We start from the raw sequence: 18,133 nt of genomic DNA, 5'->3' as shown, positions 1-18,133 counted from the left end.
CTCAACTCAACCCATCTCGACAGCCAGCGGCCGAACATGAATCACGCGGGGCATCTCGCGCTCGCCGTGCAATGCGAAAAATAGAAAGCCACATGGCTTCGCAGCCATTTAGCGGGAAGCCATGTGGCGAGTGTCGTACGGACCGCTACGGGAATTCCCTAGTCCTCCGCGGTCCCTCGTTCCACTACCAGTTGGAGGCCAGCAGAAGGTCCCCGTATTCGTGTTCCCTGGAGACCTGATTCAGGTCGGCGTCGACCATCATGTGCATCAGTTCGGGGAAGTCGACGCTGGGCTTCCAGCCCAGCTTGGTACGGGCGTGCGAGCTGTCCGCGCAGAGGATCTCCACCTCCGCGGGGCGGACCAGCTCGGGGTCGATGACGACGTAGTCCTGCCAGTCCAGGCCCACGTGTTCGAAGGCGATGCGCACCGCGTCCCGTACCGAGTGCATGGTGCCGCTGCCCACCACGTAGTCGTCCGGCTCATCGGGCTGGAGCATGAGGTGCATCGCGCGCACATAGTCGCCGGCGAAGCCCCAGTCACGTACCGCGTCGAGGTTTCCGAGGTGCAGCTTGTCCTGGAGTCCGAGTTTGATCCTGGCGACGGCGAGGGAGATCTTCCGGGTCACGAACTCCGAGCCGCGGCGCGGGGATTCATGGTTGAAGAGCATCCCGGAGACGGCGTACATCCCGAAGGACTCACGGTAGTTGCGGGTGATGAAGTGCCCGTACGCCTTGGCGGCGCCGTACGGGCTGCGCGGGTGGAACAGCGTCGTCTCACGCTGCGGAGTCTCGGCGGCCTTGCCGAACATCTCCGAGGACGACGCCTGGTAGAAGCGGATCTGGCCGTTTCCGGCGGTGCGCGAGCTGTTCAGGCCGCTCACCATCCGGATGGCCTCCAGGACGCGGAGCACGCCCATGCCATTGACCTCGGTGACGAGTTCGGCCTGCTGCCAGGACATCGGCACGAACGAGATCGCGCCGAGGTTGTACACCTCGTCCGGCTGCACGGTGTCGACGGCGGAGACCAGGCTGCCCTGGTCCATCAGGTCGCCGTCCACGAACGAGAGTTCGGAGACGAGACGGCTGACCCGGGACTTTCGCGGGTTGGCCTGTCCTCGGATCAATCCCCAAACCTGGTAGCCCTGTGACAGGAGATGCTCGGCCAGATAGGAACCGTCCTGCCCGGTAATTCCGGTGATCAGCGCACGCTTGGTCATACCAACCCCTTCTCGACCACGGAGAGACCGCCCAAACGCAGAGCTCGGTCGACGACCTTGCATCGAATACGCTTCTGTCCGGACGATAGACATCGGCACGCTCGCAAGCCTCCGACCACGGTGTCAAGAAAACCCGTGCTTACTAGGGAATTCCCGAGTCGGAGCGGAGCGGGGAAGGCGCGAACAGGCGGAACACTAGTAATTTTCGGGACCGCGATGCGGTGCACTGTGTGCGTCGGCGTTCGGGCCGGCTCTGTCAACCGGAGCGTCTTTCCGTGCTGTTCAGACTTCTGCGTACCCATGTGAGCCCGTACCGGCGAGCCGCTGCCCTGCTGGTCCTCCTGCAACTGATCCAGATCCTCGGCACACTGCTGCTGCCGACGCTCGGCGCCGCCCTGATCGACAACGGTGTCGTCGCCCGGGACAGCGGCTATATCTCGCGGCTCGGAGCGGTCATGGTCGCGCTGGCCCTCGTCCAGGTCGCCGCGGCGATCGGCGCGGTGTCCCTGGCCTCCCGTACCGCGATGGCGATGGGACGCGACATCCGCCGTGTCGTCTTCCGCCGGGTGCTCGACTTCTCCGCCCGTGAGGTGAGCCGCTTCGGTACGCCGTCGCTGCTGACCCGGACGGTCAACGATGTGCAGCAGGTGCAGACGCTGGCGCAGTCGGGCTTCGGCATCGTGGTGGCCGCGCCCCTGATGTGTCTGGGGAGCGTCGTACTGGCGCTTCAGCAGGACGTTCCGCTGGCGCTGATCCTGGTGGTCCTCGTCGCGGTCGTCGCCGTCGCGTTCGGGCTGCTGCTGGCCCGGATGGGGGTGTTCTACGAGCGGATGCAGACGTATCTCGACCGGCTCGGCCGGCTGCTGCGCGAGCAGATCACCGGCGTGCGCGTGGTGCGTTCCTTCGTACGGGACGGCTACGAGCGCGAGCGGTTCGCCCGTACGAGCACGGAGCTGTACGAGGTCTCGCGGCGGGTCGGACGGCTCATCGCGTCGATGCTGCCCGTGGTGCTGCTGCTCATGAACGGGTTCATGGTCGCCATCCTCTGGGTCGGCGCCCACCGGATCGACAGCGGGGCGATGCGGATCGGCGCGCTCAGCGCCTTCCTCAGCTATCTCTCGCTGATACTCATGTCGGTGGTGATGGTCGCGTTCGTGTTCCTGTCGGTGCCGCGCGCGAAGGTGTCCGCCGCGCGTATCCAGGAGATCCTGGCGACGCCGACGAGTGTCACCCCGCCGTCCGAGCCGGTACCGGCCGCGTCGGACGCCATCGGCCAACTGGAGCTGCGCGGCGCGGAGTTCCGCTATCCGGGCGCCGAGAAGCCGGTGCTCCAGGGCATCGATCTGACCGCGGGCCCCGGGGAGAGCGTGGCGATCCTCGGCTCCACCGGCAGCGGCAAGACGACGCTGCTCAACCTCGTCCTGCGGCTGTTCGACGTCACGGAGGGTTCGGTACGGGTCAACGGCGTCGACGTACGGCGGCTGGACCCCGATGTCCTCAGCCGGGCCGTCGGCTTCGTACCGCAGAAGCCGTATCTGTTCTCCGGGACGGTCGCGACCAACCTCCGCTTCGGGAACCCGGACGCCACCGACGACGAGTTGTGGCACGCTCTGCGGATCGCGCAGGCCGCCGAGTTCGTCACGCGCATGCCCGGCGGACTCGACGCCGAGATCTCCCAGGGCGGCACGAATGTCTCGGGCGGCCAGCGCCAGCGGCTCGCCATCGCGCGCACGCTGCTGCGCCGGCCCGCCGTCTATCTCTTCGACGACTGCTTCTCCGCGCTCGACTACGCCACGGACGCCGCGCTGCGCGCCGCGATGGCACCGGAGATCGCGCGGTCGACCGTGATCACGGTCGCCCAGCGGGTCGCCACCGTCCGATACGCCGATCGCATGGTCGTCCTGGACGGCGGACGCGTGGTCGGCACCGGCACCCATGACGAACTGCTGCGCGACAGCGCCACCTACCGCGAGATCGCCCACTCCCAGCTCACCGAGGAGGAGACCGTTCATGGTCTCGCCGGCCAGCCCCAGCCCAACTGAGCCCCGCGGGCCGGGCCGCCGGCTTCTCGGCCTGCTCCGGCCGCACCGGCCCCGGATCGCCGTCGCCCTGCTGGTGGGTATCGGCGGGATCACGCTCAACGCGTTCGGTCCGCTCCTGCTCGGCAAGGCCACCGACCTGATCGTGGACGGTCTGCTCGACGGATCCGGCGACGCGTCGCCGGGGGTCACGGGGGCCGCCACCGGAGGCGTCGACTTCGGCGCGGTGGGGCGCGTACTGCTGCTCCTGCTCGTGCTGTACGTCGCGGCGTCGCTGTTCATGCTGGCGCAGGGCCGGCTGGTCGCGGCCGTCGTCCAGCGCGTGGTCTTCGATCTGCGGGAGCGGGCGGAGGAGAAGCTCGGACGGCTGCCGCTGCGCTACTTCGACCGCAATCCGGCGGGCGAGGTGCTGAGCCGTACGACCAACGACGTCGACAATCTCCAGGGGACCCTTCAGCAGACCCTCGCCGAATTGATCACCTCGGTCTTCTCCATCATCACCATGCTCATCCTGATGCTGGTGATCTCGCCGTCCCTGGCGCTGATCATGCTGGCGAGCGTGCCGGTGTCGGGGGTGCTCGCCGCGTGGATAGGCAAGCGCTCCCAGCCCCGGTTCACGGAGCAGTGGGCCGCCACCGGCTCGATGAACGCGCGGGTCGAGGAGGTCTACACGGGCCACTCGCTGATCAAGGGCTTCGGTCGGCGCGAGCAGGCCGAGCGGCAGTTCGACGCGCACAACGAGGCGCTGTACCGGGCGGGCGCCAGGGCCCAGTTCATCTCGGGCACCATCGAGCCCGCCATGATGTTCATCGCCAACCTCGGCTATGTGGTGGTGGCGGTGGTGGGCGCCTGGAAGGTGGTGAGCGGGGCGCTGACGCTCGGGGACGTACAGGCGTTCATCCTGTACTCCCGGCAGTTCAGCCAGCCGATCGTGCAGGTCGCCAGTGTGGCGGGCCGTCTCCAGTCCGGGATCGCCTCCGCCGCGCGGGTCTTCACCCTGCTCGACGCCGAGGAACAGGGCCCCGACCCGAAGCACCCCGTCCGGCCGGAACGGGTCACCGGACGGGTGGAGTTCGACCGCGTCGGCTTCCGCTACTCCCCCGAGACCCCGCTGATCGATGATCTCTCCCTGACCGTGGAGCCCGGCAGTACGGTGGCGATCGTCGGCCCGACCGGGGCCGGCAAGACCACGCTGGGCAATCTCCTCATGCGGTTCTACGAGGTCGACGAGGGCCGGATCCTGCTCGACGGCACGGACATCGCGGCGATGACCCGCGACGATCTGCGCGCGCAGTTCGGTCTGGTGCTCCAGGACACCTGGCTGTTCGGCGGCACGATCGCCGAGAACATCGCGTACGGCCAGGCCGGGGCCACCCGTGAGGAGATCGTCGCGGCGGCCCGCGCCACCTGCGCGGACCGCTTCATCCGTACCCTGCCGGACGGCTACGACACCGTGCTGGACGACGAGTCGGCCGGCGTGAGCGCGGGCGAGAAGCAGCTGATCACGGTCGCCAGGGCGTTTCTCGCCCGGCCCGCCGTGCTGGTCCTCGACGAGGCGACGAGCTCCGTCGACACCCGTACCGAAGTGCTGATCCAGCGCGCGATGAACACCCTGCGCGCGGGCAGGACCAGCTTCGTCATCGCGCACCGGCTGTCCACCATCCGCGACGCCGATGTCATCGTGGTCATGGAGTCGGGGCGGATCGTCGAGCGCGGCACCCATGACGAACTGATCTGCGTACAGGGCGCCTACGCGCGGCTGCACGCCGCCCGCGCCCATGGCTCCCCCCGGCCGGCCGCGGACGGCGAGCGGCTGGTTGCCGGTGGCTGACGCGTCGCCGCCCGCTTCCGCGTAATCTCGAAGGGTCAGCGCACCGGTCCGACCACCGGCGTTCGAGCCCGACCGATAAGGACGGTATTGTGCCCGACGGAAAACTCCTCGCCGTCAGCGATCTGCATGTCGTGTATGACGAGAACCGCGCGCTGGTCGAGGAACTGCGCCCGGCCTCGGACGACGACTGGCTGATCGTCGCGGGTGATGTCGCCGAGAAGTACACCGATATCGAGTGGGCGCTGAGGCTGCTCAGCGAGCGGTTCTCGAAGGTGATCTGGGCCCCGGGCAATCACGAGCTGTGGACCCATCCGCAGGATCCGTGCGATCTGCAGGGCGAGAAGCGCTATCTCCATCTGGTGGAGCTGTGCCGGGGGCTGGGCATCGCCACCCCGGAGGACCCCTATCCCGTCTGGCGGGGCGCCGGGGGGCCGGTGGCGATCGCTCCGCTGTTCGTGCTCTACGACTACTCGTTCCGGGCGCCCGGAGCCACCACGACGGAGGAGTCACTGCGGCTGGCCCACGAGGCGGGCGTGGTCTGCTCCGACGAGTACTTCCTGCACCCCGACCCGTTCGCGGGCCGGGACGCCTGGTGCTGGTCGCGGGTCGAGGAGACCGAGCGCCGGCTGTCGGCCGTCGATCCGTCCCTGCGTACCGTCCTCGTCAATCACTTCCCGCTGGTCCGTGACCCCACCCGCATCCTGCACTACCCCGAGTTCGCGCAGTGGTGCGGTACGGAACTGACCGCCGACTGGCATGTGCGCTTCCGTGCCGCCGCCGTGGTCTACGGCCATCTGCACATCCCCCGGGTCACCTGGCACGACGGGGTGCGCTTCGAGGAGGTGTCGATCGGCTATCCGCGCGAGTGGCGCAAACGCCCACCCCGGAAGCCGTTGCGCCAGATCCTGCCCGAGCCGGCCGGACAGGCCGCCCGGTGATCGGGGAGGTGCTGCCCGCGGCGGTCGCCGCCGAGGCGGCGTACGACGACGGGCGCGAGCCGGGCGAAGAGCTGTTCCCGCAGGAGAAGGCGCTGGTGGCGAACGCGGTCCCCAAGCGGCAGCGGGAGTTCGCCACCGTACGGTTCCTGGCCCGGCGCGCGATGCTCCGTCTCGGGCAGCGGCCTGTACCGCTGCTGCCCAACCGGCGCGGGGCGCCCCAGTGGCCGGAAGGCATCGTCGGGAGCATGACGCACTGCGACGGCTACCGCGCCGCGGTGGTGGCCAGGTCCGGGGAGACGACGGCCCTCGGCATCGACGCGGAGCCCGACGCTCCGCTGCCCGAGGGTGTGCTGGATGTCATCGCGCTGCCGGCCGAGCGGACTCACATCGCGTCGCTGACCGAGCGTCACCCCGGGGTCAGCTATGACCGGCTGATTTTCAGCGCCAAGGAGAGCGTTTTCAAGGTGTGGTATCCGCTCACCGGGCGCGAACTCGACTTCTCCGAGGCGGAAATCGACATCGATCCGGTCGAACGGACCTTTCAGGCAAGGCTTCTGGTACCGGGCCCCTTCGTGAATGGCCGTCATATCGGTGAATTCCAGGGCCGCTGGATCGCGGAACGGGGCCTGGTGGCCACCGCGATCCATGTGGCAGATGAAACGTCATCAGTTTTTCATTGAACCCGTCGTCGCCGGCCGCCGTGAACTGCTATCCAAGTGGGGTCCTTGTCCCCCCACTCCTGGAGAAGTATCTCCGTGCGTTCAATAAAGGCACTGTTCGCCGTCTTTCTGGCAATCGTCGCCGCGGTCACGATCTCACCCTCGGCCTACGCGGCCGAGGGTAAGTACGTGGCGCTGGGTGACTCGTACGCGGTCGCTCCCGGCACCCGTACCTACGACGACCCCAACGACGCGTGCCGCCGCGGCCCGCTGACCTACCCGCGACTGTGGGCGGCTCAGCACAGCTCCGTGGCGTTCGTCGAGGCGTCGTGCTCGGGTGCGACCACCACCGAGGTGATCAACTCCCAGATACCGCGGCTCACCGCGGACACCACACTGGTGACGGTGCAGGTCGGCGGCAATGACGTCGGCTTCGTCGACGTACTGACCAACTGCGTCCTCACCATCGATGACCGGGACTGCCTCAACGGGGTCGCGGCGGCCAAGCAGGCGGCCGAGTCGATTCTGTCCCCGGCGCTCGCGCAGACCTACGGCGCGGTGCGTGCCGCCGCGCCCAACGCGAGAGTCATCGTCGTCGGCTATCCCCGGCTCTACACCATCGGGGGTTCCTGCGGCATTTTCGGACTGAGCGACACCGAACGTACCGCGCTGAACTCCGCGGCCGACACCCTGGCCGCCGTCATGTCCTCCCGTGCGGCGGCCGCCGGTTTCGAATTCCTGGACGCCCGGCCGGTATTCGACCCGCACACGATCTGCTCATCCAGTTCCACCTGGGTCACCAGCCTGGAATGGGACAAGCTCAACGAGTCCTACCACCCGAACACCGCGGGCCACCGCGATGGTTATCTGGCCGCTCTGAACGCCCTCACCGGCTGACGGAGCGATCGGCCGACCGGCCTACGGATTGAATAAGTGGGGGCGTTCCGTTTCATTCGGCGGAACGCCCCCACTGCCGTATCCCTTTGTCAGCGCGGCACGTCGCTCAATGCGCCGATGTCCTCATTGCCTTCGCTCACCAGCATCTGGGAGGAGGCGAGTTCGCGATAGAGGACATCGGCCTCGACCAGCTCCGCGTGGGTTCCCGCGGCCCGCACCAGACCGTGTTCGAGGACCACGATCTGGTCGGCCCCGGTCACGGTGGACAGCCGGTGCGCGATCAGGATCACGGTGCAGCGCCTGGCCGCCTGGTCGACCGCTTCCCGCAGCGCCCGTTCGTTGCTCGCGTCGAGCTGGGCGGTGGCCTCGTCAAGGAGCAGCACCTCGGGCCGGCGCAGCAGCGCACGCGCGATGGCCAGCCGCTGCCGCTCGCCGCCCGACAGGGTGACGCCGCGGTTGCCGACCTCGGTGCGCAGTCCGTCGGGCAGCCGGTCGATCAGGGTGTCGAGCCGGGTGAGCCGCAGGACCTCCGTGATGTCCTCGTCCGACGCGCCGGTCGCGGCGTAGCGCAGATTGTCCTCGATGGTGCCGGCCATCACCGGCGATTCCTGCTCCACGTAGGCGATGCGCCTGCGCACCTCCGCCCGGGGCAGGGTGGCGATGTCGACGCCGTCGATCAGGATCTGTCCCGCGGCCGGTTCGTGGAAGCGCTGGAGCAGGGCGAACATCGTGGTCTTGCCCGCGCCGGAGAGTCCGACCAGCGCGGTCTGGGTGCCGCCGGCGACGGTGTAGGAGATACCGCGCAGGGCGGGTGCGCGGCCGGGGTAGGAGAACCGTACGTCCCGGAACTCGACCGGCGGCGCGCCGGGCGCGGCCACGGCGACCGGGCCCAGCGGTTCGCGCGGGTCGTCCACATCGTCCTCGACCGGCATGTGCTTGACCTGCTCGATACGGCCGACGGCGCCGAGCCCCTGTTGCAGCATGCTCAGCCCGGCGACCAGTGAGCCGACCGGGCTCGCCAGATAGAACACGTACAGCAGGAAGGCGATCAGGGCGGAGGCTTCGAGGCCGCCGGAGGCCACCAGCGCGCCGCCCACGCCGAGCACCGCGAGGAACGCCGCCTGGATGGACACCCCGGAGAGGACCTTCACCAGCGCGACATAGCGCGCGCCGGCCAGTCCGGCGCGGTAGGCGCCCTCGATGGCCTCTCCGGCGCGTTCGGTCTCCCTGCCCTCGGCGCCGTTGGCCTTCACGGTCCTGGCGGCGCCGAGCGTACGGTCGAGCGCGGCGCCCACCGCGCCGACCGACTCCTGCGCGCGGGCGACCGCTTCACGGATCCGGGGCAGGACGAGCACCATCACCAGCGCGACGGCGATCAGCACGGCGGCGGTGACCCCGAGCAGTCCCAGATGCACCACGCCCATCAGGACCACCGCTCCGAGGATGCTGAGGACTCCGTTGGAGACCATCACCAGCCCTTCGGTGGCGGCGTTCTGGACGAGGGCACTGTCGGAGGTGACACGGGAGATGAGATCGCCCGGAGGACGGCGGTCCAGCTCGGGTACGCGCAGCCGTATCAGCCGGAACACCAGGTCGCGGCGGATCTGCCGGACCACCCGTTCCGAGGTGCGCTGCTGCCACCAGGACTGGAGTCCGGTGAGCCCGGCGCCCAGGACGACGAGCGCGGCCAGCACGAGCACGGGCCCGAGCACCCCGCGCCCGTCGCTCAGTCCATCCAGTACGTGCTGGGCCACCAGCGGCTGTACGAGTCCGGCGGCGCTGGCGGCCAGCACGAGGAGCAGGGTGGCGAGCAGCACCGTCCGGTGCGGGCGGGCGTAGCGCAGCAGTACGCGCAGCGGGGGCGTCGCGGGTGGCTCGGGGGTCTGGGCCGGCGCGGGTGGCCAAGGGGTCTCAGCCGTCGCGGGAGGAGCGGAAACCGTTGTCATGGGGGGTCCGGGTTCGCTGGTCGGGAGGGGTGTTCGCCGGTGTTCGCCGGTGGGGGGCGGGGTGTTCAGTGGGTCGCGGGGACGGGCGCGGGCGCGGGCCGCGCGGCGATCCGCTCCAGATGGTCGGCGGCGGTGACATGGCCGCCCGCCGCGCGGAAGGACCGGCCGATCGCCTCGGCCGCCGCGCGGTGGCCGGAGGCGCTGTCCAGTACGGTTCCGACGGCCGTGGCCAGCCGGGCGGCGTTCACCCGGTTGAAGCGGACCCGTACCCCCGCGCCCGCGTCGACCACCTGTTGCGCGACGATGGGCTGGTCGTCGCGGATGGGGGCGAGTACGAGCGGCAGCCCGTGCCAGAGCGACTCGCACACGGTGTTGTGTCCGGCGTGGCAGACGACGGCGTCGGCCCGTGCCAGCAGATCGAGTTGGGGTACGTGGGCGCGTACGAGGACTCCCGGCGGCACCGTGGAGAGCGTACGGCCGGGGTCGACCACGACGCCCTGTACCGCGTCCCCGAGCCCGTCGAGGGCGGTGACGGCCTCCGTCAGGAACCGGCCGCCCGCGTCCGCGTTGGCCGTGCCGAGAGAGACGAGCACGATGGGGCGCCCCGGATCCAGCTCTTCCCACGGGAAGTCGGAGCGGTCGGCGCGCGGGGCGATGGCCGGTCCGACCAGATGCGTACGCTCCCAGGGCAGCGGCGCGTCACCGAGCAGTTCGCGCCCGGTGAAGGCGATGACACCGTACGGGGAGAACCGCGGGTCGGCCGTGCTCGCCGGGTCACCGATGCGCCCGCGCAGCGCGCCCAGCAGCTCGCCGAGCCAGGCGGCCACCTTGGGCATCCCGGCCAGCGGGTCGATGAGTTCGGCGGAGGTGGTCGCTGACGTGACATAGGGGATGCCCCTGCGCTCCGCGATCAGCGCGCCCGCGACGGCGTGCTGGTCGCCGAGGACGACATCCGGGCGGAACGTGTCGATGGCGGCCTCCACCCCGGGCGCCATCCGGTCGGCCAGCGGGACGAAGAACTCCTCCCACAGGAACCGGAAGGCGGCGGGTCCGGTCAGCTCCGGCGGCCTGACCAGTCCGTTCTCCGGCATCGGGCAGTCGAGGGCCGTGGTGTCCGGGCCGGCGAGCCGGCGGATCTGGTCGGCCTGGCCCGCCCACGCCACCTGGTGCCCCCGCCCGGCGAGTTCACCGGCCACCCCGACCAGCGGGTTGACATGCCCGACCAGTGGTGGGACGACGAGCAGGAAGCGGGTCACCGCACCGCCCCGGCGAGGGTGTGTTCCCGTACCCACTCCAGGATCAGGTCCCGGGTCTCCTCGGTCCGCTCCACCAGTACGGAGTGGCCCTGCTCGGCCAGGACCACGGTGCGGCAGGACACCAACTTGGCTTCCAGGGAGTCGACTTGGGCGCTCAGACCGGACTCGTCGCCGAAGATGGCCAGGACCGGGCAGCCGAGCGCGGAGAGATCGTCGTCGATGACGCGTCCGGCGGGGATGTCCTCGGCGAGTGTGGTGACCCGCAGGATACGGCCGGCGCCCCGGGAGAGCCGGGCGGTGTGCGCGCCGTGATGGGCGGAGATCCAGCCGATGACATCCTCGCGGGCGAGCTGGCTCTTGGCGTCCGCGAGTCCGTCGGCCATGTGCCGGGTCCACTCCGCGACCGGCGGCTCGGACTCGATCATGGTGACCGTGGCGACCCGGTCGGGGTGCCACGCGGCGAGCGCGGCGGCCACCGTACCGCCGAAGGAGTTGCCGACGACATGCACCCGGCGGGTCTCGCCCAGCGCGTCGAGCAGCCCGGCGAGGTCGGCGACGAAGGACTCAAGACGGTAGCCGGTGGCCGGCCGGTCGCTGCGGCCGTGGCCGCGCAGGTCGTACATGATCACGTCGAGGCCCGCGGCGGCGAAGGCCGGGCCCAGGGTGAAGTAGTAGCTGGCCAGGCTGTCGGTGAGCAGACCGTGCACGAACACGACAACGGGCGGTTCAGCGCCGTCGGCGGGCCGGTCGGCGGCGGGGAGCCGCTGCACATGCGTGGTGATCTCGCCGGTACGTATCTTCGTCATCGGTTCAGCCCTGCCCGGTGGGGCGCAGCGACGCCGCGACATAGTCGGCCAGCTCGCCGACGGTGAGGGCGATGATCTCGTCGAGTTCCAGATCGGCGATGAACAGAGCGAGGTTGACCCGGTCCCCGTAGTGCTCGCGCAGGATGCCGGCGAGCGTCACCAGATCGATGCTCTCCAGTTCGAGATCGTCGTGGAAGGTGGTCTCCCGGCTGATCTCGGCGTCGTCGAGACCGTCCTCCTCCAGCAGTTCGCGCAGCATCCGGGTGATGTCCGCCAGCACAGCGGCATCATCGGTGTCCAGCGGCTCCGTGGTCATGATCCCGATCGCCTCAGTGCTCATCAGAGTCTCCTGTCTCGTTGTCATCGGTCGTCCAGGCGACGATGTACCGCCGCTCGGGCAGTCCCGGTGGATTGGCCACCTGCCGCACACTCACCTCGTACGCCCGGCCCTCGGTCACCACACGCAGCCGCTCCGCGTCCGCCGCCACCACGCGGTAGTCGGCGGGCCTGCCGCGCAGGCCGGTACCGCGTGCCTTGGCGACGGCCTCCTTGGCCGTCCAGAACCGGGTGAACCAGCCGGGCCCGCTGTCCGGGGCCGCGGCCACCAGCCGGTCCAGCAGGGCCAGTTCGCCGCGGTCGCAGGCCATCTCGACGGCGGACCTCGGCCGGTCGGTGATCTCCTCGACGTCGATCCCGCACGATCCGCGCCGGGCGATGGCCACACCGGTCTCCCGGCAGTGCGCGATCGACACCGTCAGCTCGCCGAGGACGCGTCCGTGCACCCCGTGGGCGAGCGGACGCCCCGTGTCGTCGTTGCGCACGGCGATCTCGGCCGGATAGATCTCGTCCGCGCCCTCACGCCACAGCAGTCCGCGGACCGCGTCCTTGGCGGCGACCCTGCCGAGCAGCCACTGACGGCGGCGGACGGGCTGCAACGCGTCATAGCCGGCGCGTTCGGCGCCGCCGAGCATATTGCGCATGATCAGCTCGCGGGTGGCCAGGTCGGGCCAGCGCTCGTGCACCTTCGTCCAGCCCTCGGGCTCGGCCGTGGAGAGGGTGTTGCGGCCCGGGAAGCGGTCCACCGCGCGGATGTTGGGGTCGGTGTCGAACCTCCGGTCCTGCCAGCCGGTGAACTCCGCCCAGACCCTGCCCTCGTGGACCAGTTGCATGTCCGCGGTGAGGGTGAGGTCGGTGACCTCGGTGATCCGGATCAGACAGTCCAGCCGCTCTCCCGGCTTCGGTTCCGGCCCGTGGAAGCGGATCAGCTCCATCCCGATCGGGAAGACCGTGGTGCGCTCGGTGAGCGTCGCCATGATCCAGTAGCCGAGGAGCTGTCCGACGTTGTCGAGGAGGGCGCCGGGGGCGTCCGGCGCGGTGATGACGCCCCGTACCGACAGATCCCCGAGGGCGGTCAGTTCGCTGACGCCCTGGAAGCGCGGCCCGTGGAACATCCACCGTTCGCTGTACAGCTGTTCGGCCCGCAGCCCGGGGGCGCGCTCGGCGGCCGGGTCCACCGGCCACGGCGCGGGCGCCTCCGTATGGCGCGAGGCCAGTTCGACCACTGCCCGGGAGTAGCCGGTCAGGCTCACCTCGACCCGGTCGGGCGCCTGCCGCCGTACCACCACCGGTACGTCGACGGACGGCATGGCCTCGATCCACTTCAGCAGCCGCACCTCGTGCACGGCGATGGCCCGCGTTCCGGGCACGGCGCGTTCGGCGATCTCCATGAGATGGCCGATGACCGTGGTGGCGGGCACGATCGGCCAGCGGTCGGCCTCGTCTGGCCAGCCGGGCCGCTGCCGGAAGAAGCAGTGGTCGAGCAGATACGGCATCGTGGCGACGTCCACCCGCAGCACCTCGGGGACCGGCGCCACGGCCGGAGCGGGGGCGGGGGCGGGCGTGCCCGTCGAGGGTCCCCGGCGGGCCGGTGCGTGGCGCCGCTGCGTGGCACCCGCGCCGATGAGTTCGTTCGCGAGGGCCGCGGTGTCGTTCAGCAGCGCGGAGAGTTCGGCGGCCACCGGGAACCGCGCGCCGGCCCGGCCGAGCAGTTCCAGCGCCCCGCCGTCGGCGACGGCGAGCGCGGGCGAGGCGGCGGGGGTGACGGGGGTGACGGGCCGGGGCACGATCCCGGTCAGCGCCTTCCTGGTCCGCTCGGGCAGGGACACGAGCGCCCCGCCGAGATCCAGCCGCACCCCGGCCCGGGCCGGCCGCGCGGACGTGGTCGCCGTACGGGCCGCCGTGGCGGTCAGGGGCCCGAGCAGCGGGGCGACGTCGGGGGCGGCGCCGTCCACCCAGAGCGCGGTGACCACCCGGCGCAGCTGCGCCAGACTGTCCCTGACCGTGGAGTGCGCGGAGACGACGAGCCGGTCCTTGCCCGCCAGGGTGTCGTCGATGAGCGAGCCGAGCTGCCCGGCGCCCAGCTGGATGAACGCGCGGTACCCCGCCTCGTGCATCGCGGCGATCATGAGCCGGAACCGCACCGGTTCGAGCAGATGCCGGACGAACAGCTCCCGTACGGCGGCCGGTTCGGCCGGATAGAGCGCGGCGGTCGTCGCGGACCAGACCGGAGTGGTCTGGGGATGGAGGGTGTACGTCTCCGCCGCGCGCCGGATCGGATCGAGGTACGGCGCGAGCATCGGGGTGTGGAAGCCGGACCGGAACGGCAGCACCTGCCCGATCACCCCCTGGCCCCTGAACCGCAGGACCAGTTCACCGACGGCCTCCTCCGGGCCGCAGATCATCGACTGGTTCGGCGCGTTGTCGTGCGAGAGCACCACATCGGTACGCCCGCCCAGCTCGGCCAGCACCTTGTCGGCGGGCATGCCGAGCACGGCGAAGACCGCGCCGGGGACGCGCAGCGCGTCCGGGTCGAAGCCCGCGAGGAAGGTGTCCACCTCGTCGGCGGCGTGGATGCCGCCGCAGGCCATGGCGGTCCACTCCCCCACGCTGTGCCCGGCGACCGCGTCGGGCACGACGGCGAGCCTGCGCAGCGCGGTGTCGAGGACGCGCCCGAGCTGGAACACCGCGGCTCCGTGCCGTCCCACATCACCGACCCTGGCGTCCTCGCCGGCCGACCACGTGAGACCGAACCGCTCGGCCAGTTCGGCCACTTGGGGCTCGAACTCCGCTTCGAGGCCCGGGAAGACGAACGCGGTCCGCCCTCCGCCCGCCGGACCGAGCAGCGGGCGCGGGCTGAACCACACATCGCTGCGACCGCGCCAGGCGGTGCCCTTGCCGACGGCCTTGCGTGCCAGCTTCAGCCGGCGCGCGGTCGGGTCGACGATCCCGAGCCGTACGGGGCCCGCCGCCGCTCCCGCCGCCGGGGCGCGCTCGTCGAGCCCGGCCGCCAGGACCGTGGAGTCGTCGGCGGCCAGCAGCGCGGCCAGCTCCGCCTGGCTCGCCGCGGCGAGCCGCAGCACCCGCTCGGGCTCGGTCACCGTCGTACGGGCCTGCCGCGCGGACGGGGCGGTGGCCGGCTGCTCCAGTACGACATGGGCGTTGATGCCGCCGAAGCCGAAGGCGTTGACACCCGCCCGGCGCGGGGCGCCGGTCGCGGGCTCCGCCCAGGGCCTGGCCTTCGCGAGCGGGGCGAACCGGGTGCCGTCCAGGGCCGGGTTCGGCTCGTCGCAGTGCAGGGTGGGGGGCAGCACCCCGTGGTGGATCGCGAGCGCCGCCTTGATCAGCCCGGCGATCCCGGCGGCGGGCATGGTGTGCCCGATCATGGACTTCACCGAGCCGATGGCGGCCCGCTCGCCCACGGCCGGGCCGAACACCTCGGCGAGCGTGGTCAGTTCGGCGCGGTCACCGGCGACGGTCGCGGTGCCATGTGCCTCCAGCAGTCCCAGGGCGTCCGCCGCGCGCGGGTCGAGCCCCGCCGCGTCCCACGCCTGCCGTACCGCGCGGATCTGGCCGCCGGGGTCGGGGTTGAAGAGGCTGGCGGAGCGGCCGTCGCTGGCCACTCCGGTCCCGGACACCACGGCGTACACACGGTCGCCGTCGCGTTCGGCGTCCGCGAGCCGCTTGAGCACCACGACGCCGGTGCCCTCACCGATGAGCACCCCGTCGGCGCCCGCGTGCAGCGGGCGGATCCGCTCGCTCGGCGAGAGCGCGCCGAGCTGGCTGAACACACTCCAGAGGGTGATGTCGTGGCAGTGGTGCACACCACCGGCCAGCATGACATCACAACGCCCGGCGGCCAGTTCGCGGACCGCGTGGTCGACCGCCACCAGCGAGGAGGCGCAGGCGGCGTCCACGGTGTAGGCGGGGCCGCGCAGATCGAGCCGGTTGGCGACGCGCGAGGCGGCCAGATTGGGCACGAGCCCGATGGCCGACTCCGGCTGCTCGGGGCCGAGTTGCGCGGCGAACGCCGCCCGTACCTCCTCGATCCTGTCCTCGCCCAGCTCGGGCGCCAGCTCACGGAGCGTACGGGCCAGCTGGCCGGCCGTACGCACCCGCTGGTCGAGCCGGACCAGACCGGGTGTCAGATACCCGCCCCTGCCGAGGACGATCCCGGCGCGCTGCCGGTCGGCGGGGAGTACGGGGTCCCCGCCGGCGTCCTCGATGGACCGGTGCGCGACATCCAGCGCGATCAGCTGATCGGGCTCGGTGCCCGCCACGGAGGTGGGCATGATGCCGAACCGCGTGACATCGAACTCGGCTTCCTGGTCGACGAATCCGCCGCGCCGGCAGTACACCCGGTCGCTGCGCCGGGGCCCGTCGGGCGCGTAGAACTCCCCGTCCCACCGGTCGGCCGGTACGTCGCTGATCGCGTCGACCCCGTTGACGATGTTGTGCCAGTAGCTGTCCAGGTCCCGCGCGCCGGGGAAGAACGCGGCCATCCCGACGATGGCCACCGGTGTTCCGGTGCCCGCGGACGTCCGGGGATCCATCCCGGTCACCAGCCGGAGGCGGTGTAGACCGCGGCGTGCGCCGAGGGGGCGCCCCAGGCGAGTTCACGCAGCAGGCTCAGCGGTCCCTCTTCCGGGTCGATGAGCTTGATCCCACGGGACGCGTACGAGCGCATCAGCTCCGGGGTGACCATGCCGCCGTTCGTCTCGGCGGCGGCCCAGGGTCCCCAGTGGACGGTCAGCCCGCGCCGGTCGGCGGTGGACCAGCGGCGCCCCAGCTCCTCCAGCGCGTCGTTGGCGGCGGCGTAGTCGGACTGGCCACGGTTGCCGAGGGCGGCGGCGATGCTGCCGAACAGGACGGCGAAGCGCGGCCCGGTGGGCAGCGAGTCGACCGCGTCGAGCACCGCGCGCGCCCCGCCCACCTTGGTGGAGAACACCCGGCGGAACGACTCGACCGGCTTCTCGGCGATCAGCTTGTCCTCGATGACCCCGGCGGCGTAGACGACACCGTCGAGCCTGCCGTGCTCGGCGTGGATGTCCTTCACCGTGGCCCGTACGGCCTCCGCGTCGAGCACATCGACGCAGTGGTAGCGGATCTGACTGCCGAGGGCGCGCAGTCCTGCGATCGTGTCCCGCACCTCGCGCGCGGCGAGCGCGGCGGACACCCGGCGCTCGACCTCGGCGGGCGAGGTCAGCCCGGAGGCGAGGAAGACCGCCCGCAGCCCGGCGCGGTCCGTGGCCCCGGCGGTGGCCGGGTCCTCGGTGTCGGCGGGGACCGGTGTGCGGCCCATCAGTTCGATCCGGCACCGGCTGACGGAGGCGACCGTACGGGCGAACCGCGCGGTGATCCCGCGGGCTCCGCCGACCAGCAGGACGACCGCGTCCCGGTCGAGCCCCGCCGCCTCGGCCTCCGCGACCCCGTCACCGGCCGGGCCCGCGCCGGTGGCGGCCAGCGCGCCCAGATCGGTGAGGGTCAGCCGCAGGGCGCGCCGGGTGCCGCCGTCGGTCAGGACGACCGGCTCCCGTTCCGTGGCGGCGAGTTCGGTGACCAGTGCGTCGGCGATCGCGTCCGGTGCCGCGCCGGGCGCCACCTCGACCAGGGTCGCGGCGAGGTCGGGGTACTCACGGGCGACGCTGCGGAAGAAGCCGCGCAGCCCGCTGGCCGCGCCCTCGGTCCTGCGCTCGACGGCGAGCAGTCGGCGCGGGGCGCCGGCCAGCACGGTCTGGAAGAGCGGGAAGGCCTCGGGCAGCGGCGCCTCGGCCGCGTCGAGGGCGTCCAGATAGAGCACGGCGTCGGCGCCGGTCTCCGGCAGCTCTCCGGCGGGTACGAGCCGGGGTTCGGCGCCGGCCGCGCGCAGCCGGTCGGCCACCACCGGGGCCAGCTCACCGCCGCCCAGGAGCAGCACCGTGCTTCCGCTGTCCACGGTCCCGGTCACCGGCGGCAGTTGGGCCTCGGTGAACTCCAGCCGCTGCGGGGGCACGATCTCGGCCGAGGGCCCGGCGGGTGTCTCGGGTGCGGCGGGTACGTTCTGGGCGCCACTCGTCCCGGAGGTCTCCCCTCCGCCGAGCCGGGTGGTGAGCAGCCCGGCGATCCCGGCGGCGGTACGGGCCGCGCTCAGCCCGTCCAACTCCGCGCCGCCGTCGACCGGCAGCCCCAGCCTGACCGCCAACTCACCCGCGATCTCCGTCCGCTTGATC

12 protein-coding genes are annotated in these 18,133 nt (G+C 71.3%); 5 read left to right on the top strand and 7 right to left on the bottom strand.

What is annotated here, in order from left to right:
• Positions 1-184: 184 nt before the first annotated feature.
• A complete protein-coding gene (locus tag ACFRMN_RS05685) occupies positions 185-1,216 on the bottom strand; it encodes a GDP-mannose 4,6-dehydratase (protein WP_383013698.1) in 1,032 nt (343 codons plus the stop codon).
• Between the two features lie 275 nt (positions 1,217-1,491).
• Between ACFRMN_RS05685 and ACFRMN_RS05680 the strand changes: the two genes are divergently transcribed.
• The 5 genes from ACFRMN_RS05680 to ACFRMN_RS05660 all read left to right on the top strand — a co-directional run bounded on the left by ACFRMN_RS05680 (position 1,492) and on the right by ACFRMN_RS05660 (position 7,580).
• Complete coding sequence (locus ACFRMN_RS05680; RefSeq protein ID WP_383013695.1) at positions 1,492-3,258, top strand: ABC transporter ATP-binding protein; 1,767 nt, start codon at positions 1,492-1,494, stop codon at positions 3,256-3,258.
• Positions 3,227-5,086 (top strand): ABC transporter ATP-binding protein, encoded by a 1,860-nt coding sequence (locus tag ACFRMN_RS05675; RefSeq protein ID WP_383013692.1) that lies wholly within the window; start codon positions 3,227-3,229, stop codon positions 5,084-5,086. Before ACFRMN_RS05680 ends, ACFRMN_RS05675 begins: the two co-directional genes overlap by 32 nt.
• Positions 5,087-5,175: 89 nt before the next feature.
• The gene (locus ACFRMN_RS05670) at positions 5,176-6,024 is read left to right on the top strand and encodes a metallophosphoesterase family protein (protein WP_383013690.1); all 849 of its coding nucleotides are present in this window, start codon (positions 5,176-5,178) and stop codon (positions 6,022-6,024) included.
• The gene (locus tag ACFRMN_RS05665; RefSeq protein WP_383013687.1) at positions 6,021-6,704 is read left to right on the top strand and encodes a 4'-phosphopantetheinyl transferase; all 684 of its coding nucleotides are present in this window, start codon (positions 6,021-6,023) and stop codon (positions 6,702-6,704) included. Before ACFRMN_RS05670 ends, ACFRMN_RS05665 begins: the two co-directional genes overlap by 4 nt.
• A gap of 75 nt (positions 6,705-6,779) precedes the next feature.
• Positions 6,780-7,580 (top strand): SGNH/GDSL hydrolase family protein, encoded by an 801-nt coding sequence (locus tag ACFRMN_RS05660; RefSeq protein WP_383013684.1) that lies wholly within the window; start codon positions 6,780-6,782, stop codon positions 7,578-7,580.
• 89 nt (positions 7,581-7,669) lie between these two features.
• Here the strand turns inward: ACFRMN_RS05660 and ACFRMN_RS05655 are convergent, their stop codons facing one another.
• The 6 genes from ACFRMN_RS05655 to ACFRMN_RS05630 form a co-directional block, all read right to left on the bottom strand.
• On the bottom strand, positions 7,670-9,526 hold the full coding sequence (locus ACFRMN_RS05655; RefSeq protein WP_383013681.1) for an ABC transporter ATP-binding protein: 1,857 nt from the start codon (positions 9,524-9,526) through the stop codon (positions 7,670-7,672).
• A 65-nt stretch (positions 9,527-9,591) separates the two neighbouring features.
• Entirely contained in the window at positions 9,592-10,782 is a 1,191-nt protein-coding gene (locus tag ACFRMN_RS05650) for a glycosyltransferase (RefSeq protein WP_383013678.1), read from the bottom strand.
• Positions 10,779-11,588, bottom strand: coding sequence for an alpha/beta fold hydrolase (locus ACFRMN_RS05645; RefSeq protein WP_383013675.1), 810 nt, complete (start codon positions 11,586-11,588; stop codon positions 10,779-10,781). Before ACFRMN_RS05645 ends, ACFRMN_RS05650 begins: the two co-directional genes overlap by 4 nt.
• 4 nt (positions 11,589-11,592) lie before the next feature.
• Positions 11,593-11,928 (bottom strand): acyl carrier protein, encoded by a 336-nt coding sequence (locus ACFRMN_RS05640; protein WP_383013672.1) that lies wholly within the window; start codon positions 11,926-11,928, stop codon positions 11,593-11,595.
• The gene (locus ACFRMN_RS05635; RefSeq protein WP_383013669.1) at positions 11,918-16,477 is read right to left on the bottom strand and encodes a beta-ketoacyl synthase N-terminal-like domain-containing protein; all 4,560 of its coding nucleotides are present in this window, start codon (positions 16,475-16,477) and stop codon (positions 11,918-11,920) included. The genes ACFRMN_RS05640 and ACFRMN_RS05635 overlap by 11 nt, the downstream gene beginning before the upstream one ends.
• A 5-nt stretch (positions 16,478-16,482) precedes the next feature.
• Positions 16,483-18,133 (bottom strand): SDR family NAD(P)-dependent oxidoreductase (locus ACFRMN_RS05630; RefSeq protein ID WP_383013666.1); only part of this gene is annotated, 1,651 nt, incomplete at its 5' end.

It is taken from the genome of Streptomyces sp. NPDC056835 (assembly GCF_042789485.1).
Taxonomy (GTDB): domain Bacteria; phylum Actinomycetota; class Actinomycetes; order Streptomycetales; family Streptomycetaceae; genus Streptomyces.
Note: the sequence above shows the minus strand (reverse complement) of the source record. Positions and strands in the feature narration are given on the sequence as shown.

Coding starts and splice junctions, on each gene's coding strand:
- ACFRMN_RS05685 (WP_383013698.1), bottom strand. CDS start 1,216: ATGACCAAGCGTGCGCTGATCACCGGAATTACCGGGCAGGACGGTTCC.
- ACFRMN_RS05675 (WP_383013692.1), top strand. CDS start 3,227: ATGGTCTCGCCGGCCAGCCCCAGCCCAACTGAGCCCCGCGGGCCGGGC.
- ACFRMN_RS05655 (WP_383013681.1), bottom strand. CDS start 9,526: ATGACAACGGTTTCCGCTCCTCCCGCGACGGCTGAGACCCCTTGGCCA.
- ACFRMN_RS05645 (WP_383013675.1), bottom strand. CDS start 11,588: ATGACGAAGATACGTACCGGCGAGATCACCACGCATGTGCAGCGGCTC.
- ACFRMN_RS05640 (WP_383013672.1), bottom strand. CDS start 11,928: ATGAGCACTGAGGCGATCGGGATCATGACCACGGAGCCGCTGGACACC.
- ACFRMN_RS05635 (WP_383013669.1), bottom strand. CDS start 16,477: ATGGATCCCCGGACGTCCGCGGGCACCGGAACACCGGTGGCCATCGTC.